Origin of the sequence: Psychrobacter sp. AntiMn-1 (assembly GCF_001854065.1) — a bacterium.
GTDB lineage: Bacteria > Pseudomonadota > Gammaproteobacteria > Pseudomonadales > Moraxellaceae > Psychrobacter > Psychrobacter pacificensis.
In genome coordinates this window covers 120,933-140,834 of sequence record NZ_CP012969.1, presented here as the reverse complement: position 1 = coordinate 140,834, position 19,902 = coordinate 120,933, and the positions used below count along the sequence as shown (strand labels likewise).

Sequence of the window (19,902 nt, the reverse complement as noted above, 5' to 3'; positions counted from 1 at the left end):
GGTATTTTTTGATGACTGTACATTCTACTAATGCCAATAACCTTCAAGCTCAATCAGATTCTGATGAGCAAGCAGTTGCAATAGAGGCGGCAGAAAATGATGTGTTAAAAGAGACCCAGGATAATCGTTATGGGGCAGCGACAACGGCTCGTCAATGGCAAGTACTGTCACAGCTACAGCGCAACCGCTGGGTAGGTACGACTCATATTTATGAACAGCTCATGATGGCCGGTTTTGACATCAGCCTGCGTACCGTGCAACGTGATTTGAACGCATTGGCCAAACGCTTTCCTATCGAAAAAAACAACGCCAATCCACAAGGTTGGCGCTGGAAGGAAGATGCACCGCTGCAAAGCTTGCCGCATATGAATCTATCGCAGGCAGTTGCTTTTAATATGGTCGAGGCCAATCTCACTCAGCTATTGCCGCCTGTGATTTTAGATGAGCTATTTCCGTGGTTTGATCTAGCAAGACGACAGCTCAAAAACAGTAAAGTCACGCATTCATGGATAGACCGTGTACGTATCGAGCCTGCGACCCAGCCACTTATTGCCCCAGATATAGATTTAGATAGCAAAGACAACATTTACCATGCATTGTTTTATCAGCTGCAAATTAATGCTTGCTACACTCGCAGCAATAAATCAGAGGCCAGCGAATATACGCTAAACCCTATTGCTATCATTCAGCGTGGCGTGATTATTTATCTACTGGCGACTCGTACCGATGACCCCGATGCCACCATTCGTACCTTTGCGCTACATCGATTTGATAGAGTCGAGATTTTAGAGAGCGCAGCAAAGACACCAGATAACTTTCAGCTCGATACGTATTTGGATGAAGGCAGTATGGGCTTTAGTCATCCATTATTTGGTGAGTTGGCTGAGCGTGGTAAAAACACAGCCGTTGAGCTAAAATTTACCCAAAAAGCAGGCCGAAGCCTCACTGAGAGCAAGCTGAGTGATGATCAAATCGTCACATCAAACGACGACGACACCCTAACAATAAAAGCGACCGTTAATTTGACCTCACAGCTGGTCTGGTGGTTACGTGGTTTTGGCAGTGGACTGTTAGACGCCAAGCCTGCACTCCTTTATCAAGCGGTATTGGACCAACCTGCAATGACAAACAACGAATAACACTCGAATGACACTAATCGTTAACCACTAAAAATTAAAAAAGGAATATTATGCCAACCGCTGCCCCATCACCGCTGCTTTCCGACAGTTTAAGAGGACTGGGCTTGGATACGGGAACGTTATTTTTTGCGCTCAACTATGAATTTACTAAGATCGAGCCAAAAGGGTTGTTTAAACGTTTTAAAAAGGACAAAAGCGCGGTAGATATCGACTTGGCTTGTGTATTATATGATGACAATTGCATCATTAGTGATATTGTCTGGTTCAAACAATTACGTGACAAAGCTGAATCCGTCAAGCACCAAGGAGACAGTCTAAATGGCAAGGATCGCGGAGAGCAAGCCATGTATTTGGCTCCGCTTGATCAAGAACAAATCAGACTAGAGCTAGCAGAAATTCCCTTACATATCACTCATATCGCTTTGATTGCCAACTCCTATCACGGGCACTCACTCTCTAGGGTTAAAAAAGGTGAGATTCATTTGAGTGATGATGAGGGTAACCGCTGTTTTGAAGTCAACCTAAAGCAGCTCCCACGTGATTGTAAAACGCTTTGGGTGGCTCATTTGCGCCGATCCGTTGATGACTGGCATTTAACCCTACAAAATTTACCACTGAGCGCAGAAGATCTCTCAAAAGCGGCGCAAGAAGTTGCGCATGAATTGGCACGGGCGCTACCGATTCCTCAAGGAATATAGCGTCAGTCGATCATAAAATCTAAAAAGGGTACTGCATCTCAACCACACAGTACCCTTTTATGTTTCCTGACAAATATACTTGTTTCTAGAAATCTTAAGCATAAATTTCTATGATTGCCTGATAGATACTAAGCTATAAAACCTCACCGCAATGCGGGCAAAAATTCTTTTGACGCACCTCCACTTCTTTTTCGCGCCGCTCAAGCTCTTGCTCACGTAGCACTTGCAGTACAATATTTTGTGCTTGTTCTTTATCCAGTCCCAGCTCTCGGCGAATCTTGTCAATCATCATCTGATTTTGTACCAAATCAAAATCGCTATCGATCAGCTGCTCACGAAAATGCTGCTCCAGCTCTTCACGGCGCTGCGCCAATTCATTTGCCAGACCCGTTGCCAAAATACCTGCAGGCAGTGCCGCCAAACCCACACCCAATATCGTAATAATAGCACCCAATATCTTGCCAGCATTAGTGATTGGTGTGACATCCCCATAACCCACGGTCGTGAGCGTTACTACAGCCCACCACATCGCCTTGGGTATTGACTCAAACTCTTCTGGCTGCGCATGATTTTCGACCAAATAAATGCCACTCGAGGCAGTCACAATCATAATAATCAATATAAAAATAACCGCTTGGAACGAACCGCGCTCTTTACTGATGACCACTAGCAGGATACGCATGGACGCAAAATAGCGGGTCAGTTTGAGAATACGGAACAAACGCAAAATACGTAAGAAACGCAAATCGATATTGACGAAGAAGTTTAAGAAGGCTGGAACAATGGCTACCAAATCAATGAGTGCGGAAGGACTTCTGATCCATTCCCAACGCTGTTTCCACGTTGTATTGTCCGGTTTGGCTTCAGCAACACTCCATAGTCGCAGCAAATATTCAATAGAAAAGATCACAATAGAGAAGTTTTCAAACCAAGTAAAATAATTTTGATAAGGGTAGTACCAGCTGTCAACTGACTCAGCAATCACAGCTGCCACATTGGTCATAATCAAAAATATGAGAAAATAATCAATATAGCGGCTAAATAAAGTGTCATGTTCATCATTTTGCAACGTATCATAAACAAAATGACGTAAGCGCCTTATAGATTGGATTAGCATGCCGTCCCTATTCGGTGAAATACCGGTATTATATAAATAAAATAAATTAACTGCCTTGCAAGGTGTTCAAGCGCTCTATCATCAAGAGCGCACGCTTTATTCAATGTGCTTTCATCAATGCACTTTGATCAATACAAAAATATCAACTATTTGACATGACCCAGCATGGCATTGGCTTATCGCCTGTTCATCAGCAGCCGCTATAGTCAATCAATATTAAAAGTGGTACAAGGCAGACGAGTGCAAGTACTACAGTAGTAGGCTAAACGAGTCTAACGCTGTAACACTTTAATAGTGGTTCGACTATATTATGTCCCATGTAGATAATAAAGATAGACTGCTATTAATAGCACCAATGCGGTGCCTACTACTGATAATCGTAAAAACCGCTCATCAGCGGGCAATTGCTGGCTGATGTCTTGAGCAGGTACTAAAAATAAATGGCACTCAGGGCAACAAGAATCTACCTGATTCAATATGTTGGTAGAACGGGCGTTCTTACAACGTAGTGGGGAGTTGCTACAATAACCAAGCATAATACGTACGCCTTTTATCAAATCATGAATATCAATTCAGTAAGCCGTCACCATTTATTTCCAATTCTACCGTTTAGACATTAGCAATAATCAATATATAGTTGATCCAATTTAAGAGTGGTACAAGGCAACCGAGTGCAGATGTATACGTCATACTTCAAGCGAGGTTAACGCTGTAACGCTTTTTTAATGGATTGACTATAATTCTTATCTACCTATTTTCAGAGTATCACAACAGGCTTATACCCTACCTCACAATAATCAATTTTTTTAAATAATCAAAATAATTATACCGTTATCGCCTTTACTATAAATAATTAAATAAAACTTAGTAAAGCACAATTAAAACCTTACAGTAATTGTGGTTTTATACTATAATGGAGTCATAATGTTACCGCTTTATCATCCATTATAACATTATGTATCAGTGTGCAATGTCATCCCTCATTAGCACTGATAACCTTTTAATATATTAAGGAACCAAATCATGAAACTACAATCCCTAGTTTTAGCCGCTGCCACTGCCCTTACCATGACCACTGCTTTTGCCGTACCTTCTGGCACTTGGTCTATTGCGGCTGGTGCACATTATGTTGACCCTAAAAGTGATAATGGCACTCTAGATAATGGTTTGTCTGTTGATGTTGACGGCGATATACAGCCAACTATTAGTGGTGAGTATTTCATTGCCAACAATGTCGGTGTTGAGCTACTCGCAGCACTTCCATTTCATCATGATTTTGATCTAAACAGTGCGGATGGCACACAAGTTTTAACAGGTAAAACCCAACATTTACCACCAACTCTTTCTGTGCAATATCACTTTGACTCTGACAACATGCCAATGAATATCAAGCCATTCGTTGGTGTTGGCGTGAACTATACGACCTTTTTTAAAGAAAGAATCTCTACTGGTGGTGATTTAGATCTTGATGATAGTGTTGGTGTGGCTGGTCATGTCGGTTTAGACATTCCTTTCGCTCCAACTGAAGCTTTCCGTATCGATGCACGCTATATGGACATCAAAACAGATGCTACTTTAGATGGCGGTGACATCGGTGAAATCGATATCAGCCCTTGGGCATATGGCATTGCATTTGTTAAACAGTTTTAATCACAAATCGTATTAAACTCGATGATCTAAGTATAAAAAGCCAGCGCTGATGCTGGCTTTTTTTTGGCTGATAGTTACTCATATCTAATACAGTACTGCTCAAAAAAAAGACCACCCTTAGGCAGTCTTTTTTTGGTTTTAGTTTTTAAAGTAGCGTATCAGCTATAGCAAAATACGGCGTGGATCAGCAAGCAATGTAGCAACATAGCGAGTGAATACCGCTGCATCCGCACCATTGATGACGCGGTGATCATAAGACAACGACAGCGGCAGCATCAAACGCGGCTCAAACGTCTGCTTGGTTTCGTTCCAGCGCGGCTGCATACTGGCCTCAGAGACCCCTAAGATACCCACTTGTGGCCAGTTGACCAGCGGCGTAAATGCCGTACCGCCTAAATTCCCTTGGCTCGAAATCGTAAAGCTCGCGCCTTGCAAGTCTTTAGCGCCAAGCTTCTTATCACGAGCCTTACCTGCCAGCTCGCCTATTTCGATAGCGATCTGCTTAAGGCCTTTGTCTTGAACGTTTTTGATAACGGGTACGATAAGCCCATCATCCGTCGCCACAGCGATACCCATGTTGACGCTTTTGCGTACGATAATCTGAGTATTGTCATCACTCAAATGACTGTTAAAGCGTGGGTGCTGGGTCAAGGCATGAGCAGTTGCTTTTACTACAAAAGCTAGAATAGTAAAGCCAATACCTTCAGCTTTCATACCGCCTTTGAGCTCGCTACGCAGTTTTTCTGTCTCAGTAATATCAGACAAATCAAACTGTGTCACTTGCGGTAGATAGGTATTGTAGTTAAGCTGCGGGATTGACACTTTTTGCAAGCGGCTTAAATCTTGGGTTTCTGTTTCGCCCCAGATTTCAACATTGCTCATATCAGGTAGTTTTGGCAGACCTGAGCGAACAGCACCCTGAGCAGCTGGTGCGCCTTGTTGGGTGGTCAAACGGTTTTTAACATGCGCAAACAGATCTTCTTTTAGAATGCGATCGTTTAGTGCTGAACCCTTTACCTGTGTGATATCGACGCCAAGCTGACGAGCCAATTTACGTACAGCAGGACCTGCATATACATCAACCAACTTTTCATTGACTTCCGCTTCGCTCAATTTTTTACCTGCAGGTGCAGCAGTTGAGGTCGGTGCAGGCGCTTGCTTTGGCTCGCCTGTTGGGGCTGGCTGTGACTTGCTTTCAGTTTTCGATGCAGGCTTGTCCGCTTTATCTTCAGTTTTAGCAGTATCTGCTTTCGGTTTTGCCTTAGGAGTACCTGCCGCTTTAATAACGATAAAGTCTTGGCCGTTGGCAACAGTGTCACCAGCATTAACCAAGATTTTTTCGACTACGCCTGCTTCTGGTGCAGGCACTTCGACTGAGGCTTTGTCTGACTCAATCAGTAGGATAGACTCATCGGCACTGACCGTGTCGCCTACACTCACCATAATCTCAGCCACTTGCGCTTCATCAACGCCTATATCTGGCAGTGCATGGGTAGTCGATGCGCCTTCGCCAGCATCATCAGTCGCTTCTTCTGCATCTGCATCATCTTCAACAGGTGCGTCTTCATTATTATCGTCTGCTTGTTCTGAATCAGTTACTTCTTCGGCAGTATCGTCATTATCATCGCTTGCGTCAGCACTCTCTACTTCGATCAATACCATGCCTTCGCTGACTTGATCGCCGATGGCGACATTGATTTTGGTGACTTTACCAGCAGCAGAGCTTGGTACTTCAACTGACGCTTTGTCAGACTCTAACAAAACGATGTTGTCATCTTTTGCGATGACATCACCCACTGCTACCATAATTTCGCTGACTTCAGCACTATCGACACCCAAATCGGGGGCTTTAATGTCCATGTTTTATCTCCTAGTCTTATGATTATTATTCTTTGACATCACCGTCATTGAGCAAGGGCGCATCTGCTTGATCTTCGGCGCGGCCTTCATTGCTGATATCTTCATCGTCTTCAGCAACGAACTCAGGCACAGGACTTGGGTTGACTTTGCCTGGTGCAGGTGCATCTGGAGAATGATCATAATAAGACTGTTGGTGCCATGCAGGTGGCTGATCCGCATCGATGCCTAAGCTTGAAATCGCATCTTTTACCAAACGCATCTCGACTTCACCCTCATCCGCTAAGCGCTTAAGCGTGGCGACAACGATATGAGCCGCATCAACGTTAAAGAAGCTGCGTAGGTTCTCGCGAGTATCAGAGCGGCCATAACCATCTGTGCCAAGCGTGGTATAAGGACGGTTGTCTGGTAACCAAGCACGAATTTGCTCTGAGTAGTTACGCATGTAGTCAGTGGCTGCAACTACGATGCCTTCGTGCGGTGCTAATTGCTCAGTAACCCATGGCACTTTTTCTTCATTCATTGGATGTAGACGGTTGTAGTCGTCACAAACCATACCATCACGAGTCAACTCGTTGAAGCTGGTGACACTCCAAACGTTTGATGTGATATTGAACTCATCTTTTAGGATCTGAGCCGCTTTTTGTACTTCACGTAGAATCACGCCTGAACCCAATAGCTGTACCTGAGTTGAGCCGTTGTCTTCAAGCAAATACATACCGCGCTTGATACCTTCCTCGCTTCCTTCTGGCATGGCAGGCTGGTCGTAGTTTTCGTTCATTAGCGTTAGGTAATAATAAACGCGCTCGCCTTCTCCGTACATCCGACGTAGGCCATCATGCATGATGACCGCCAACTCATAACCATAGCAAGGGTCATAGCTCACGCAGTTCGGTACGGTGTTAAACAAAATCTGCGAATGGCCATCTTGATGCTGCAAGCCTTCACCATTCAAAGTCGTACGACCCGCAGTAGCCCCTAATAAGAAGCCTTGTGCCTGACAGTCACCTGCTGCCCACGCCAAGTCACCTATGCGCTGGAAGCCAAACATCGAGTAATAGATGTACATCGGAATCATTGGTAGCGCGTTCACAGAGTAACTGGTTGCCAAGGCAATCCATGTACTCATCGCACCCGCTTCGTTGATACCTTCTTCTAACATATGGCCATCGATGGCTTCTTTATAGCCCATCAATGCTTCGCTATCTTCTGGCGTATATTTTTGTCCGACCGCAGAGTAAATACCCAATTGACGGAACATACCTTCTAAACCAAAGGTACGCGCTTCGTCTGGTACGATTGGTACCACGCGATCTTGAATGTCTTTGTTTTTCAGCATGGCTGATAACAGACGTACAAATACCATCGTCGTTGATTGTTCTTTGCCGTTACTACCCTTTAATACGCGATCAAATATCGACAGCTCAGGGATGTTCAGCGGAATATGGCCACTACGGCGGTTTGGCAGATGACCACCCAATGCTTCACGGCGACCTTTTAGATACTTCATCTCTGCCGAACCTTCTTCAGGACGGTAGAATGGTAGAGTCTCTAATTGCTCATCGGTAAATGGCAAATCAAAGCGATCACGGAAATAAACAAGCGCCTCTTGATCAAGCTTCTTGATTTGATGCGATTTATTGACCGCTTGTGTTGTGCTTGACAAACCATAGCCTTTGACAGTTTTGACCAGTACGACCGTTGGCTGACCTTTGGTTTTCATCGCTTCGCTAAACGCAGCGTACACTTTTTGTGGATCATGACCACCACGGTTTAGGCGTGCAATGTCTTTATCAGTCAATGCATCTGCCATTTCTTTTAATTCAGGATATTTACCAAAGAATTCTTTGCGAGTAAATTCAGGCGTACGCGCTTCATATAGCTGGTATTCACCATCGACCACTTCTTCCATACGATGTTTGAGAACACCAGTATCATCATTGGCAAGCAGGCTATCCCATTTACCACCCCAGATAACTTTAATCACACGCCAGCCAGCACCGCGGAATACCGACTCTAGCTCTTGAATAATCTTGCCATTACCACGAACTGGGCCATCAAGACGCTGTAGATTACAGTTAACAACCCAAATTAGATTGTCCAACTTCTCACGACCAGCAAGAGAGATTGCGCCCAAGCTTTCTGGCTCATCCGTCTCACCATCACCTAAGAATGCCCAAATTTTACGGCCTTCTTTTTCGAGCAAGCCACGGTTTTCCATGTAACGATGCACGTGAGCATGATAGATCGACATGATCGGACCTAAGCCCATTGATACCGTTGGGAACTGCCAATAGTCAGGCATCAAATATGGATGAGGATAGCTTGATAAGCCTTTACCACCCACTTCACGGCGGAAGTTATCAAGCTGATCTTCGGTTAGACGACCTTCTAAATAAGAACGTGCATAGATACCTGGCGCTGAGTGACCTTGATAATAAATCATGTCCCCACCGAAGTGATCGCTTGCCGCACGGAAAAAATGGTTGAATCCTGTCTCATACAGCGTGGCACTAGAGGCAAATGTCGCCAAATGGCCACCTAGATCATCATCGTTTTTGTTGGCACGCATCACCATCGCCAGCGCGTTGTAACGAATCAACGCACGAATTTTACGCTCCATACCAAGATCGCCTGGATACATTGGCTCGTCCTCGACTGCGATGGTATTGATATAAGCAGTATCAAGGCGGTTGAATGGCAGGCCTTCTTGCACCGCCATATTGTATAAGGCTTTTAGTAAAAACTGCGCGCGATCCTTATCTGCATGTTTGAGAACAGACTCAAAGGCTTGTAGCCACTCTTTGGTCTCGGTGCTATCAGCATCCTTGTAATAATTCATTGTTGTCGATCCTTTTATATCAGTCATACCTACCTATCTAGAAGGTAAGGCTTTGTTAAATACTGGTGTGAAGTGAGATATCGGTTTACTTATAATTTCCTTGATATGTCCAAGCATTCCCTTGTTTCATACGGTGAGATACAGCTAGATTATACAAAATAGTGCCACTGAGAATTGACATATGCGTCAAATGGACGAAACTACAAAACAGATCATACTGTTGTCTCTGTATATTCAGTCATGGATGATTTTGACACTCTATTATAAGCGTTTGCGAGGCAATTGTTTATGGCTGTAGAGAAATGGATAAATAACAAGTATTTTCTAAATAAATAATGATTAGTTTTTTTAAAAATGACAATATTGTAATTTATTTGTGTGTAATTTTATGAATATAATTTACTTTTCATCATACCAAATCGACCACTGGTAACTTTATACTGGATTTATGACAAATTGCTTATTAGTATCCTATACTTGTATATTTGTATAAATATGGTTAACCATCATATTAATTGAGCAACCTTGATTCTTAGGAATAGTGACATGTATAAGGCTAAAAAATCCTTAAATATAGCGAATGCTTTTTCGTTCAATAAGTATCAATCTCAAATACTGAATTTGATGGGGTTTGTAATATTGTCATTGATGAGCATCTCATCTCATGCGCTTGCACCAAATCCTGGAGCAGTTTGTAGTACTGGTGCTTCTCAAAGCAGCCTGACAAACGCAGACTACACTAACCTAGTCTCAGCAGTGAATACTGATAATTATGTCAACATCGCAGGCAACGCATCAGGCAGTATTCCCTTGCAGATTAAAATGAATACTACAGAGTCGAGCTCGAACACCATATTGGGTAACTTTGGTGTTACTGAGGCTCAAGGAGTCAGAGCCATCAATGTCAGAAGAACGTTCCCTAACACCACGGCCTTTACAGATATCCGTCTAGATTTTCGTAATAGCATTACCATGCAACCAATCTACTTGACCAACGTTGCGTTAAGTGCGTTTGATATTGATTATGCAAATAATAGCGGTAATAGCTTTGATGACTTTATACAAATTACTGGAGTAAATGAAGCGGGTGCTACCATTGCTGGTACCTTTCAATCTATCACTAACTCCAACATTATTTTCAGCCAAAACTTGCAAGGTTTATTAACCAGAACAACCAATGATCCTAACTGTCCAGCTAAGAATCTAGGTACTCAATGCCAAGGCTCTGTTCAGTTTTCTGAACCCGTAAAATCTGTGAATGTCCGTTACTCGAATACAGGATATTTGGCTACAGCCACTAACCAAGAAATTGACTTTCGAGTAGATAACTACTGTTATGTTCCTCAATATATATTTTCTGGTACGGTATTTGACGATAATGGTGGTATCACAGCAGCGCAAGCGAGCGCTACTAATGCCAACTTCACTTCTGGGACTTATAATAATACCAACTACTTCAATGGTGTTTTTAATCCGCCCCAAGAGACGGGGATCAGCGGTAGTACTGTCAGACTAGCTAGTTGCGATAGTAACAACCCTCTCACTTATGCTACACAAACTGTTAATAGTAGCGGCGCGACTATCGGTCAGTTTCAATTTAGTGTCCCTCTCTCAACCTTTGGTAGTAATAGAAGCATATGCCTTATAGAGAGTAGAACAGGCAACTCTTACCCTATCCGAACCACGACAGACAATATCAATACTGGGTTTACCACTACCACTTATCATTATCCCAACAGAAACTTTGGTCGCGTCATTACCGAAAACGCCGCCTTAGTCCTTAGAAAAGCTCAATATGTTAATAACTGTCCTTCTACCATCCTTTATACCGATCCTACTCTCAATCGTGTAGGTGAAACAGACCTTAGAAATGGCTTTAGCGAAAGTGCTAATAATGGAAATGCCCTTACCCCTGGTCAGTGTATTGCTTATCGCATTACCGCCACCAATCGCGCTAATGTCCCCATTAATAACTTTGTGATGCAGGATAAACTGCAAAGCAAAAGTGATGGCGCAGCGGTTACCTCAACCTTAGCCAATCCAGTAGCCAGTACAACCGACTATGCTTCTAATAGTGTGGCTATCGGTAATAACGGTACAGTAATAACCAATCCCTTTACCCTAAACGCCAGATCAAACCGCAACTTTTATTTTAATACCAAATATGGCACTACAGCGAACACTCAGTAGCTATTATCTATTGCAACTCTAGATTCTTACTATTTCCTTTTCTAATACAAAAAAGCCCTGTCTTTTTAGACAGGGCTTTTACCGTTTGGTCATCTCGAAATACCATTTGTCATCTTTATAATTGATACTTGTATCGATTACGTTACAATAGCTTAAAGGGGAATGTGTGCTTTTTACAGACGACCCTGATAGCAGATGATAGATAGTTTCACGGTAGCCCAAAGCATCAGTATCCCAATGATAGTAACGGTATAGGAAAGGATTTTATATGAAACGTTTCAAGACTCTACGTAATATTCTATTAGCCACTATAGCTTCTAGCTCTTTACTAAATGTAGCACATGCTGATGATGCTCTAAAAATGGAACTAACAGCTAATCAAGTCATAAAGAATGCGGAAGGTAAAACAGTCTATAAGCCAGTACGCACCGCACCGGCAGGTACTGTGATTCAGTATAAGGCGAATTATACCAATACCATCAATAAAGATATTAACGATCTAATGGTGACGCTACCTATTCCTGCCAACATGACATTTACTGGCGATGCGATGCCTGCAAGTGCACAAGCCAGTATCGATGGTGAGAATTACGCTGATATACCACTTATGCGTAAAGTCGATGGCAAAATGGTCAAGATTCCATATTCTGAATACCGCACTCTGCGTTGGAATATTAAGTTATTGCCAGCTAAAAAGTCAGCAGCTGTTGCTCTCAATACCACCGTTAATTAATTCAATAGACATTAAACCTTCACGCTTTTAACGTTTTAATTTTTAATCTTAACTCTGGAGCATTATATGAAATCAAACACTTTTAACTATAGCCTGCTAGCTGTCGGCGTCGCCGCAGTAATGGGTGTGTCTACTGGCGCTAATGCAGCGACCCCAGCTAACGCTGTAACAGCAGGCGCTGCGCCAATTAATAACGTAGCAACTGCAAGCTACAGTATTGCTGGCGTCAGTCAGCCATCTGTAACCTCTAACACAGTAACCGTTAACGTTAGCGAAACGGCTAACTTTGCACTCACATCGACTGTTGATGATGGTAGTATTGGTGACGATACTGCTATCAATCAGACTGCTACGCCAGGTGGTACAACTACCTTTACTCATAATTTAACCAACACGGGTAACGTGACGGATACTTATACCATTAACACCACAGGTAATGACTCATCACTAGTAACGGCTACTCCAGACTACCCTTTAGGTACTGCGCCTGTTACGTTTACTATTGTACAAGCAGATGGTACTCCTTTAACTACTGCTCAAGTCACCGCTTTAGGGACTCAAGCACAGACAGGTACCCTAACTAATGGCGGTACTATTAGACTACAGCCAGGTACTAGAGCTAACTTAAGCTACGAAGCAGCTACGCCAGACGATCGTAACGGTAATGACAAAGGTGTAGGCACATTAACAGCGACCAGTACTTTCTTTACTGCTAATAATGCACCTGGTGCGACATTGGTAAACGAAAACCAAACTATCGTGAGATTGCCTACCTTTAAAATTGTAAAAACAGCGACCAGTACTGTCGATTTGACAGTCGCCAACCCACAGATTGCTTATAGTATCGTAGTCACTAACGCGACTACTGACTATAGTGCTGCTGCGACTGATATTGTTATCAGAGATGTCCTTCCTGTAGGTTTGAGTTTACCTAATGGCACAGCATCAGACGTGACCGTAACTGGTGGTGCTGGTACCGCTACGATTTCCACTATCGGTGGTCGACAAGCTATTAATGTTGCCGTAGCAAACTTAGCCGTTGGCGCAAGTCGCACGATTACTTTCACGGTTAACGTCGATAGAGATCAGTTTACATCTGCTAATAGTTCAGTAACCAACAACGCAGAAGTCTACGATAAGTTTGTCGGTCCGGTTAGCCCGCTACCTGCTAATCCTGTACTTGGTACTGACTATGATATTTTGGATAGTACAGATAGCACTATAGGTGTTACTAGAGTACCTGATGATGCGGGTGAAGGTAACGGCGCTGGTATAGATAGTCCTGGTGTGACTAACTTTACCAGACGAGCGGTTGTGGTGAGCAATCCAACGACTAGAGAAATTCCCCCTGCCTCAGGTACTGCTAGTCAAGCGACTCATTCAACTCTCATTACTAACAGCGGTCAAGATGGCGAAGGTACCAATGCTAACCCATTGACTTTCACTATTGCTGATGGTGGCAATAATGGGGCTGTCAGACCTGTTACTGGTCCTGTTAGTGCTACTTATACGCCGCCTGGTAATGGCGCTCCGGTTACTATAACGCTGCAACCTACCGTTGCTGGTGGTAATACATATACTCTTGATGGCACTACACTACCAACCGCTCAATTTCCAAATGGTATTGCACCTGGTGGCACATTAGCAATCAACTACAAAGTGTCGTCGGGCAATGTAGCTGCTCCTGCAACTGTTGCTGATGCTGCAGCTGTTGGTAGCACTGAAACTTCTGTTGTAACGCTAACACCTGCTGGTATTAATGCACCTGCTGCTACTACAGTGACTGATACGACTAACGTTAGAGGCTTAACTTTAGTGAAGTCTCAAGCATTAGATGCGACTTGTTCAAGTACGGTTGCTGCAAGTACCTTTATTCAGACTGCGATCGATGCGAAACCTGATCAGTGTGTTATCTATCGTATTCAGGCGACTAATACTTCTTCAGCAGGGTTAGGTTTTAATCTTAACGATTTAACCATTTCGGATTTGTTGTCTAACTTTTCATCTGGTGCGGATTTAGTAGCTGGTTCACCTGCTACTTCTGCGACTGCCTCATCTACTGCAGGCATAGCTAGTACTACCAGTACTGCAGTTCTTGGTACTAACTATACCCTAGTTCCTCAGGGCGTTGGCACCTTGACTTTTAAAATCAAAATTAAAAACGCTCGTTAATTGATATTTAACATTTCAAAGTCTATAAGCTTCACAAGACGCTTATAGACTAACGCTCCAGCTTGACCTAATTGATTTTGATGAGCCAAGCTGGAGAATTACTATCCGACCCTTTTATATTTTATTGGATAAGCGACATATGACTAAATCTTTAATGACACCGTCTAATCGTATTACGTTGCATACAGCGAAGATCTCTGCGCTGACGGCTGCAATGTTGCTTATGCAATCAAATATGGCGTTTGCTGCGCCCACCACTCTCGTACAAACTATCAACAATATCGCTAATGCTTCTTATGACGTCAATTCTATTAAACAAAATAGCATTTCAAACCAAGTTCAAATCAAAGCCTCTGCCTTATCTGAATATGGTATTAACTTAACTCAGCAACCTGTGCGTACTGTTGCACCCAATACACTGGTGAATTGGGTTAATGTTCTTAGTAATACTAGCTATAGTGATCAGACTGTTGAGCTGACGCTTGATGTATCGCCAACTCTATCTAATTTGAAAGTTTATCAAGACTTGAATAAAAACGGCATTGTCGATAGTGGTGATACACAACTGATTCTTGATAACATGAGTGCCCAAATCAAGCTTGGTCAGAGTGAAAACATTCAGTTTATTGTACAAGCTCTATCAGATGCTAATGGTAAGGATGGAGATACGGCTGACATTAAGATTGGTGCAGTTGTCTTAGAAGACCCGTCAGTGACCAGCGTGAGTGCGACCGATAGTTTAGTCATTATCGAATCTGGTATCAAATTCACCACTCCTAAATTTGATGAAAGCAAAACGATTTCACAAATTAATGATGACGTTTATGTCAGTGCCAGCTATGCGCAATGTAATGTACAAACTGACAAGCCTGATCAAGTATGGGTAACCATCAAATCAGCTAACCCACCCATTGGTAGTGGTGATAGCTATTCACTTAAAGCTATAGAAACCGGTAATAACACAGGTAAATATCAGCTATCAGCAGCCACTCAAAATAACGCTAACGCTATTGACGATAAGCTTATCCAAACGTTGAACAACGACACATTGACTGCCAGTTTAGATGCTTGTATCGCCCCTTCGGTTGGTACTGGTGCTGATGAACTGCCGAACGCGTCTGACTTCACCGTGCGTATCAGTGACCTGAGCTCACAAATTAATATCGTCGATGACAACCCAGCTTTAGTTGTCACAAAGGAAAGTGACGTAAAAAGTGCTGAACTCGGCGATTATGTCAGCTACACCATCAATATCACGAACAATGGTAACGCTACTGCTTACGATGTACAGCTAAAAGATGCCTTACCACGTGGTTTTGACTACGTTGAGAATAGTGTACGTGTTAGTCCAACGACTGATATTGATATCAATCAAGCACAGACCACCGAGTTTAAAGCTGATGGTAAATATCAGGTATTGAACTTAGGCAATATGGCAAATGGCGAAAGTAAAAAAATTACTTATCGTGTGCTTGTTGGTGCTTCATCACTAGGTGGTGATGGTATCAACCGCGCAATCGCAGTTGCTAACAATGAGCAAGGCCAAAGCTTAGTATCAAGAGAAGCACAGTGGAAAATCGACGTAGAACGCGGCGTCATGAATACTGACGGTATCATCATTGGTAAGGTCTATCACGATATCAACCGTGATGGTATTCAGCAAAAAGAAGACGGCGAGCTTGGGGTTGCTGGTGTCCGTATATACATGGAGAACGGCAACTTCATCGTGACCGACCCTGAAGGTAAATACAACTTTTATGGGGTCAGTGCCAAAACACACGTACTAAAAGTAGATAGCACGACGATCCCTAGAGAAACAGAGCTGCTCACCCAAAGCAACCGTAATGCGGGTGATGCTGGCAGCCGTTTTGTCGACCTAAAATATGGCGAGCTACATCGTGCAGATTTTGCGATTGTGGGCGGCATGGGCGATAGTACTGAGCGTCTGAACGCCGAGCTAATCGCTCGTAGCAAATCAGTGAGTGCTAAGAATGATACGCTAGAGCAAGCGGTAAAAACAGTGCTAACATTAGAGCCAAACTACGATGCCGACACGACTGATAATGTCGATGCAAGTGGCTGCAATATCAATGGCGACCTAGACCTTGGTAACAACTGTGATTCTGCTATTGTCAACGATATGATTGGGGATGCGACCAATCGTGTAGACATGGCCGTGACAACGGTTGCACCTCCAGTAGAAAAAGAGCTCGAAGAATATCTAAAAGAAGTGGCTAACAATAATGTCACCTTCATTAACCTAAATGAAGGTCAACAGCTCAGTACTTACAAGCAGATGGTACAGGTACAAGCACCACTTGGTTCAATATTTACTCTATACGCCAATGGCAAAGCGATATCAGAGCAGCAAATCGGTAAAACTGCTGAGCAAGAAAAGCAAAATGTAATGGCTTTTGACTATTATGCGGTTGACCTAAAACGCGGAAGCAATACATTACGTGGTGTGGCAACTGACATCAATGGCAAAACTATTTCCGAGCAGACCATCACCGTATTGACACCTGATAGTCTGCAAGCGATTGATTATCGTACGCAAGCACAACTAGTCCCAGCAGATGGTATCAGCGAATATCAGGTTGTTATTAGTCTAAAAGATCGCGACAATCGCCCCTATATCGGTACTACTTCTCTTACACTTGATACTAATATCGGTCGTATCAATCTGAAAGACAGCAGCCAAGATCAAGCCGGTACCCAAGTTACTGTATCAGGGGGTGAGCTATTAATACCAGTCATCGCGCCAAGCGCACCAGGTAAAGGCGAGCTGGTCATCGATACCGGTAGCAGAAAACAAGTGATTCCGCTACAGTTTACCGCGCAGCTACGTCCGCTGATCGCGGTCGGTATCGTCGAAGGTGCTATCTCGCTCAAAGACTTTGACGGTAGCAGTATTACGGATGCTCAAGGTGCCTTTGAACAAGAGCTGAATGATTTTGCCGGTAACGATGACTATACGGCATCTGGTCGTGCGGCAATGTTTTTGAAAGGCAAAGTGCGCGGAGATTACTTGCTGACGCTCGCTTATGACAGTGACAAAAAAGGCGAGCGATTATTCCGTGATATCGAGCCTGGCGAATACTATCCTGTCTATGGTGACTCATCGGCCAAAGGCTTTGATGCGCAATCAACCAGTAAGCTCTATGTGCGTCTAGACAAAGGCCGCTCGTTTGCTATGTATGGTGATCTAAAAACACAAATTGACAATGATGAAGGCATTGAGCTTGGTCAGTACAACCGTACATTGACTGGTCTAAAGGCGCAATTTGAAGATAATAATACTCGCGTGACTGCGTTTTTGGCAGAGACCAGTACTAGCCAGCGTGTTAATGAGACTCGCGGTTTAGGTATCTCAGGTCCCTACCCATTAGCTGAAGACTTCGATGCCGTGTTAGAGAACTCGGAAACTATCGAAGTGATCACTCGCGACCGTAATAACCCTGGCTTAATCGTCAACCGTGAGACGCTAACTCGTTTTGCTGATTATGAGATAGACCCGATTAGCCGCAGTTTATATCTAAAATCACCGATTGCGAGTCAAGATCTCGAAGGCAATCCTATCTACATTCGTGTCACAGTAGAAGTGGATGAAGGTGGTGAGGACTATTTGGTTGGTGGTATCGCTGCCAAACAGCAACTGACTAATAAAGTCGCTATCGGTGGTAGCTATATCAATAGCGACGACCCATTGAACAAAGAAGAGCTGGCTAGTGTCAATAGCGTTATCAAGTTCAACGATAAGCTAAAGCTGGTCGCTGAATACGCAATGAACAAAGCTGAGAACCCTAATTTTCAGCCAAGTAATCAGATCAACACCACAGAATTAGACGATAATAATGTTGAGGGCAATGCCTTACGTGTCGAGCTTGACTTTGATAATAAGAAAGACACGCGTGCCAAGGCTTATTACAATGATGCAGATGAAGGATTTGTCACTGGTGCATCACCACTGACTGCTGGACGTACGGAGTCTGGCGTAGAAGTCATCCATACATTCAACGACAAAAAAACAGCGTTGAAATTAGAAGGTGTGCGTACCAAGGATCATACTACTGACGCGAGTCGTGAAGGCGTACAAGCCAGTATCGAGCAACGCTTGAGTGAAAATGTCGTTGGTGAAATCGGTGTGCGTTACTACAAACAAGATGCCACTGCCGCTTCACGCAACAACCAAGCAGCCACAGATGTGGTAGATGTTACTGATGACACGCTGTTCAATGATGACATTATCAACCAGTCAGCATTGAATAGCGTTAGTGATGCGGACAAAGACATCGAAGGCACAACGGTTCGTGCCCGTATCACTTCTCGTCTACCCAAGCTAAATAATAGCTTGGTGTTTGCAGAGTATGAGCAAGATATCGAAAATAGCTCACGTAACGCGACGTCCATCGGTGGTGAGATGCCAATCGGTGGCTTGGGTCGTCTGTATGCACGTCATGATTTGATCAATAGCTTGTCTGGTAGCTATGGTCTTGATGATACTGATGAGCGTCAACGTACCGTTGTTGGCTTTGACGCCAATTATATGAAAGACGGTAAAGTGTATAGCGAATACCGCATGCGTGATGCAATCAGTGCGCGTGAAGCGGAGGCCGCTATCGGTCTAAAAAACAAATGGTACGTGCAAGAAGGCTTGACCCTTAATACACTGTTTGAGCGCGTTGAGTCATTAGAAGGCGAAGATAACAACACCGCCACGGCGGCAGGTTTTGGCGTTGAGTATCTTGCCAAAGAAAACTACAAAGCATCAGGACGTGTTGAGAAACGTTGGGGCGAGACAAGCGACACCTTACTTGGTAGCGCAGGTATTGCCTATCGTTATACCGATGAGATTACCTTATTGGCCAAAGATACCTATTCGCGCATCGACTATAATGATGGTGATCGCACGATTAATCGTTTCCAACTTGGTGCCGCTTATCGTGATTACGACAGCAATCAACTAGACATGCTTGCAAAGCTTGAGTATCGTTTAGATGACAACAACACGGGTGATGATACCTATCGAAAAGACACCACTGTCTGGTCATGGAATGGTAACTACCATCCAACGCGTGCCTTAACCTTGTCTGGTCGCTATGCGGGTAAGTATACAGAATATGAAGCAGACAATATTACCAGTGACAATACTGCTCATGCCGTTTATGGTCGCGGTCTGTACGATATTAGCGAACATTGGGATGTTGGTTTGCAAGCGGGTACTTACTGGAATAAGCAGGCAGATGATTTGTCTTATATGTTAGGTGCTGAAGTGGGCTATAGCCCAATGACCAACCTTTGGTTGTCACTTGGCTACAATTTTATGGGCTTTGAAGATGAAGACATCGCCTATGACGACAGTACTCAAGAAGGGGCTTACTTTAGATTGCGCTTTAAGTTTGATGAAAATCTATTCAAGCGTGAAGACCCACGTAAGAACAAGCGTTTAAACAGTGACTCTACGCAAGTTAACACGACTACCTTTTAAGCTAATGATAGCGTCT

General features: G+C 43.6%; 11 protein-coding genes. 7 read left to right on the top strand and 4 right to left on the bottom strand.

The window, feature by feature from the left end:
- The first annotated feature begins 11 nt into the window (after positions 1-11).
- A complete protein-coding gene (locus AOT82_RS00555; protein WP_071001349.1) occupies positions 12-1,139 on the top strand; it encodes a helix-turn-helix transcriptional regulator in 1,128 nt (375 codons plus the stop codon).
- Between the two features lie 50 nt (positions 1,140-1,189).
- A complete protein-coding gene (locus AOT82_RS00550) occupies positions 1,190-1,837 on the top strand; it encodes a TerD family protein (RefSeq protein ID WP_071001348.1) in 648 nt (215 codons plus the stop codon).
- A gap of 133 nt (positions 1,838-1,970) precedes the next feature.
- Here the strand turns inward: AOT82_RS00550 and AOT82_RS00545 are convergent, their stop codons facing one another.
- Positions 1,971-2,954 (bottom strand): ion transporter, encoded by a 984-nt coding sequence (locus AOT82_RS00545; RefSeq protein ID WP_071001347.1) that lies wholly within the window; start codon positions 2,952-2,954, stop codon positions 1,971-1,973.
- 308 nt (positions 2,955-3,262) lie between these two features.
- A complete protein-coding gene (locus AOT82_RS13730; RefSeq protein WP_156770943.1) occupies positions 3,263-3,490 on the bottom strand; it encodes a hypothetical protein in 228 nt (75 codons plus the stop codon).
- A gap of 487 nt (positions 3,491-3,977) precedes the next feature.
- On the opposite strand from AOT82_RS13730, the gene AOT82_RS00540 reads away from it, so the two are divergent.
- Positions 3,978-4,604 carry an OmpW/AlkL family protein gene (locus AOT82_RS00540; RefSeq protein WP_071001346.1) on the top strand — a complete coding sequence of 209 codons (627 nt, stop codon included), beginning with the start codon at positions 3,978-3,980 and terminating at the stop codon, positions 4,602-4,604.
- A gap of 162 nt (positions 4,605-4,766) precedes the next feature.
- On the opposite strand, the gene AOT82_RS00535 is transcribed toward AOT82_RS00540, so the two are convergent.
- Together AOT82_RS00535 and aceE are read right to left on the bottom strand one after the other, a co-directional pair.
- Complete coding sequence (locus tag AOT82_RS00535) at positions 4,767-6,464, bottom strand: 2-oxo acid dehydrogenase subunit E2 (RefSeq protein WP_071001345.1); 1,698 nt, start codon at positions 6,462-6,464, stop codon at positions 4,767-4,769.
- Between the two features lie 25 nt (positions 6,465-6,489).
- Positions 6,490-9,303, bottom strand: coding sequence for a pyruvate dehydrogenase (acetyl-transferring), homodimeric type (aceE, locus tag AOT82_RS00530; RefSeq protein ID WP_071001344.1), 2,814 nt, complete (start codon positions 9,301-9,303; stop codon positions 6,490-6,492).
- A gap of 546 nt (positions 9,304-9,849) precedes the next feature.
- On the opposite strand from aceE, the gene AOT82_RS00525 reads away from it, so the two are divergent.
- The 4 genes from AOT82_RS00525 to AOT82_RS00510 all read left to right on the top strand — a co-directional run bounded on the left by AOT82_RS00525 (position 9,850) and on the right by AOT82_RS00510 (position 19,886).
- A complete protein-coding gene (locus AOT82_RS00525; RefSeq protein ID WP_071001343.1) occupies positions 9,850-11,493 on the top strand; it encodes a hypothetical protein in 1,644 nt (547 codons plus the stop codon).
- Positions 11,494-11,761: 268 nt separating this feature from the next.
- Positions 11,762-12,226 carry a hypothetical protein gene (locus AOT82_RS00520; RefSeq protein ID WP_071001342.1) on the top strand — a complete coding sequence of 155 codons (465 nt, stop codon included), beginning with the start codon at positions 11,762-11,764 and terminating at the stop codon, positions 12,224-12,226.
- 66 nt (positions 12,227-12,292) lie between these two features.
- Positions 12,293-14,398 carry a beta strand repeat-containing protein gene (locus tag AOT82_RS00515; RefSeq protein ID WP_071001341.1) on the top strand — a complete coding sequence of 702 codons (2,106 nt, stop codon included), beginning with the start codon at positions 12,293-12,295 and terminating at the stop codon, positions 14,396-14,398.
- A gap of 139 nt (positions 14,399-14,537) precedes the next feature.
- Positions 14,538-19,886 (top strand): DUF11 domain-containing protein, encoded by a 5,349-nt coding sequence (locus AOT82_RS00510; protein ID WP_071001340.1) that lies wholly within the window; start codon positions 14,538-14,540, stop codon positions 19,884-19,886.
- Positions 19,887-19,902 lie beyond the last annotated feature (16 nt).

Coding starts and splice junctions, on each gene's coding strand:
- AOT82_RS00525 (WP_071001343.1), top strand. CDS start 9,850: ATGTATAAGGCTAAAAAATCCTTAAATATAGCGAATGCTTTTTCGTTC.
- AOT82_RS00510 (WP_071001340.1), top strand. CDS start 14,538: ATGACTAAATCTTTAATGACACCGTCTAATCGTATTACGTTGCATACA.
- AOT82_RS00535 (WP_071001345.1), bottom strand. CDS start 6,464: ATGGACATTAAAGCCCCCGATTTGGGTGTCGATAGTGCTGAAGTCAGC.
- AOT82_RS00520 (WP_071001342.1), top strand. CDS start 11,762: ATGAAACGTTTCAAGACTCTACGTAATATTCTATTAGCCACTATAGCT.
- AOT82_RS00540 (WP_071001346.1), top strand. CDS start 3,978: ATGAAACTACAATCCCTAGTTTTAGCCGCTGCCACTGCCCTTACCATG.
- AOT82_RS00515 (WP_071001341.1), top strand. CDS start 12,293: ATGAAATCAAACACTTTTAACTATAGCCTGCTAGCTGTCGGCGTCGCC.
- AOT82_RS13730 (WP_156770943.1), bottom strand. CDS start 3,490: ATGCTTGGTTATTGTAGCAACTCCCCACTACGTTGTAAGAACGCCCGT.
- AOT82_RS00545 (WP_071001347.1), bottom strand. CDS start 2,954: ATGCTAATCCAATCTATAAGGCGCTTACGTCATTTTGTTTATGATACG.
- AOT82_RS00550 (WP_071001348.1), top strand. CDS start 1,190: ATGCCAACCGCTGCCCCATCACCGCTGCTTTCCGACAGTTTAAGAGGA.
- aceE (WP_071001344.1), bottom strand. CDS start 9,303: ATGAATTATTACAAGGATGCTGATAGCACCGAGACCAAAGAGTGGCTA.
- AOT82_RS00555 (WP_071001349.1), top strand. CDS start 12: ATGACTGTACATTCTACTAATGCCAATAACCTTCAAGCTCAATCAGAT.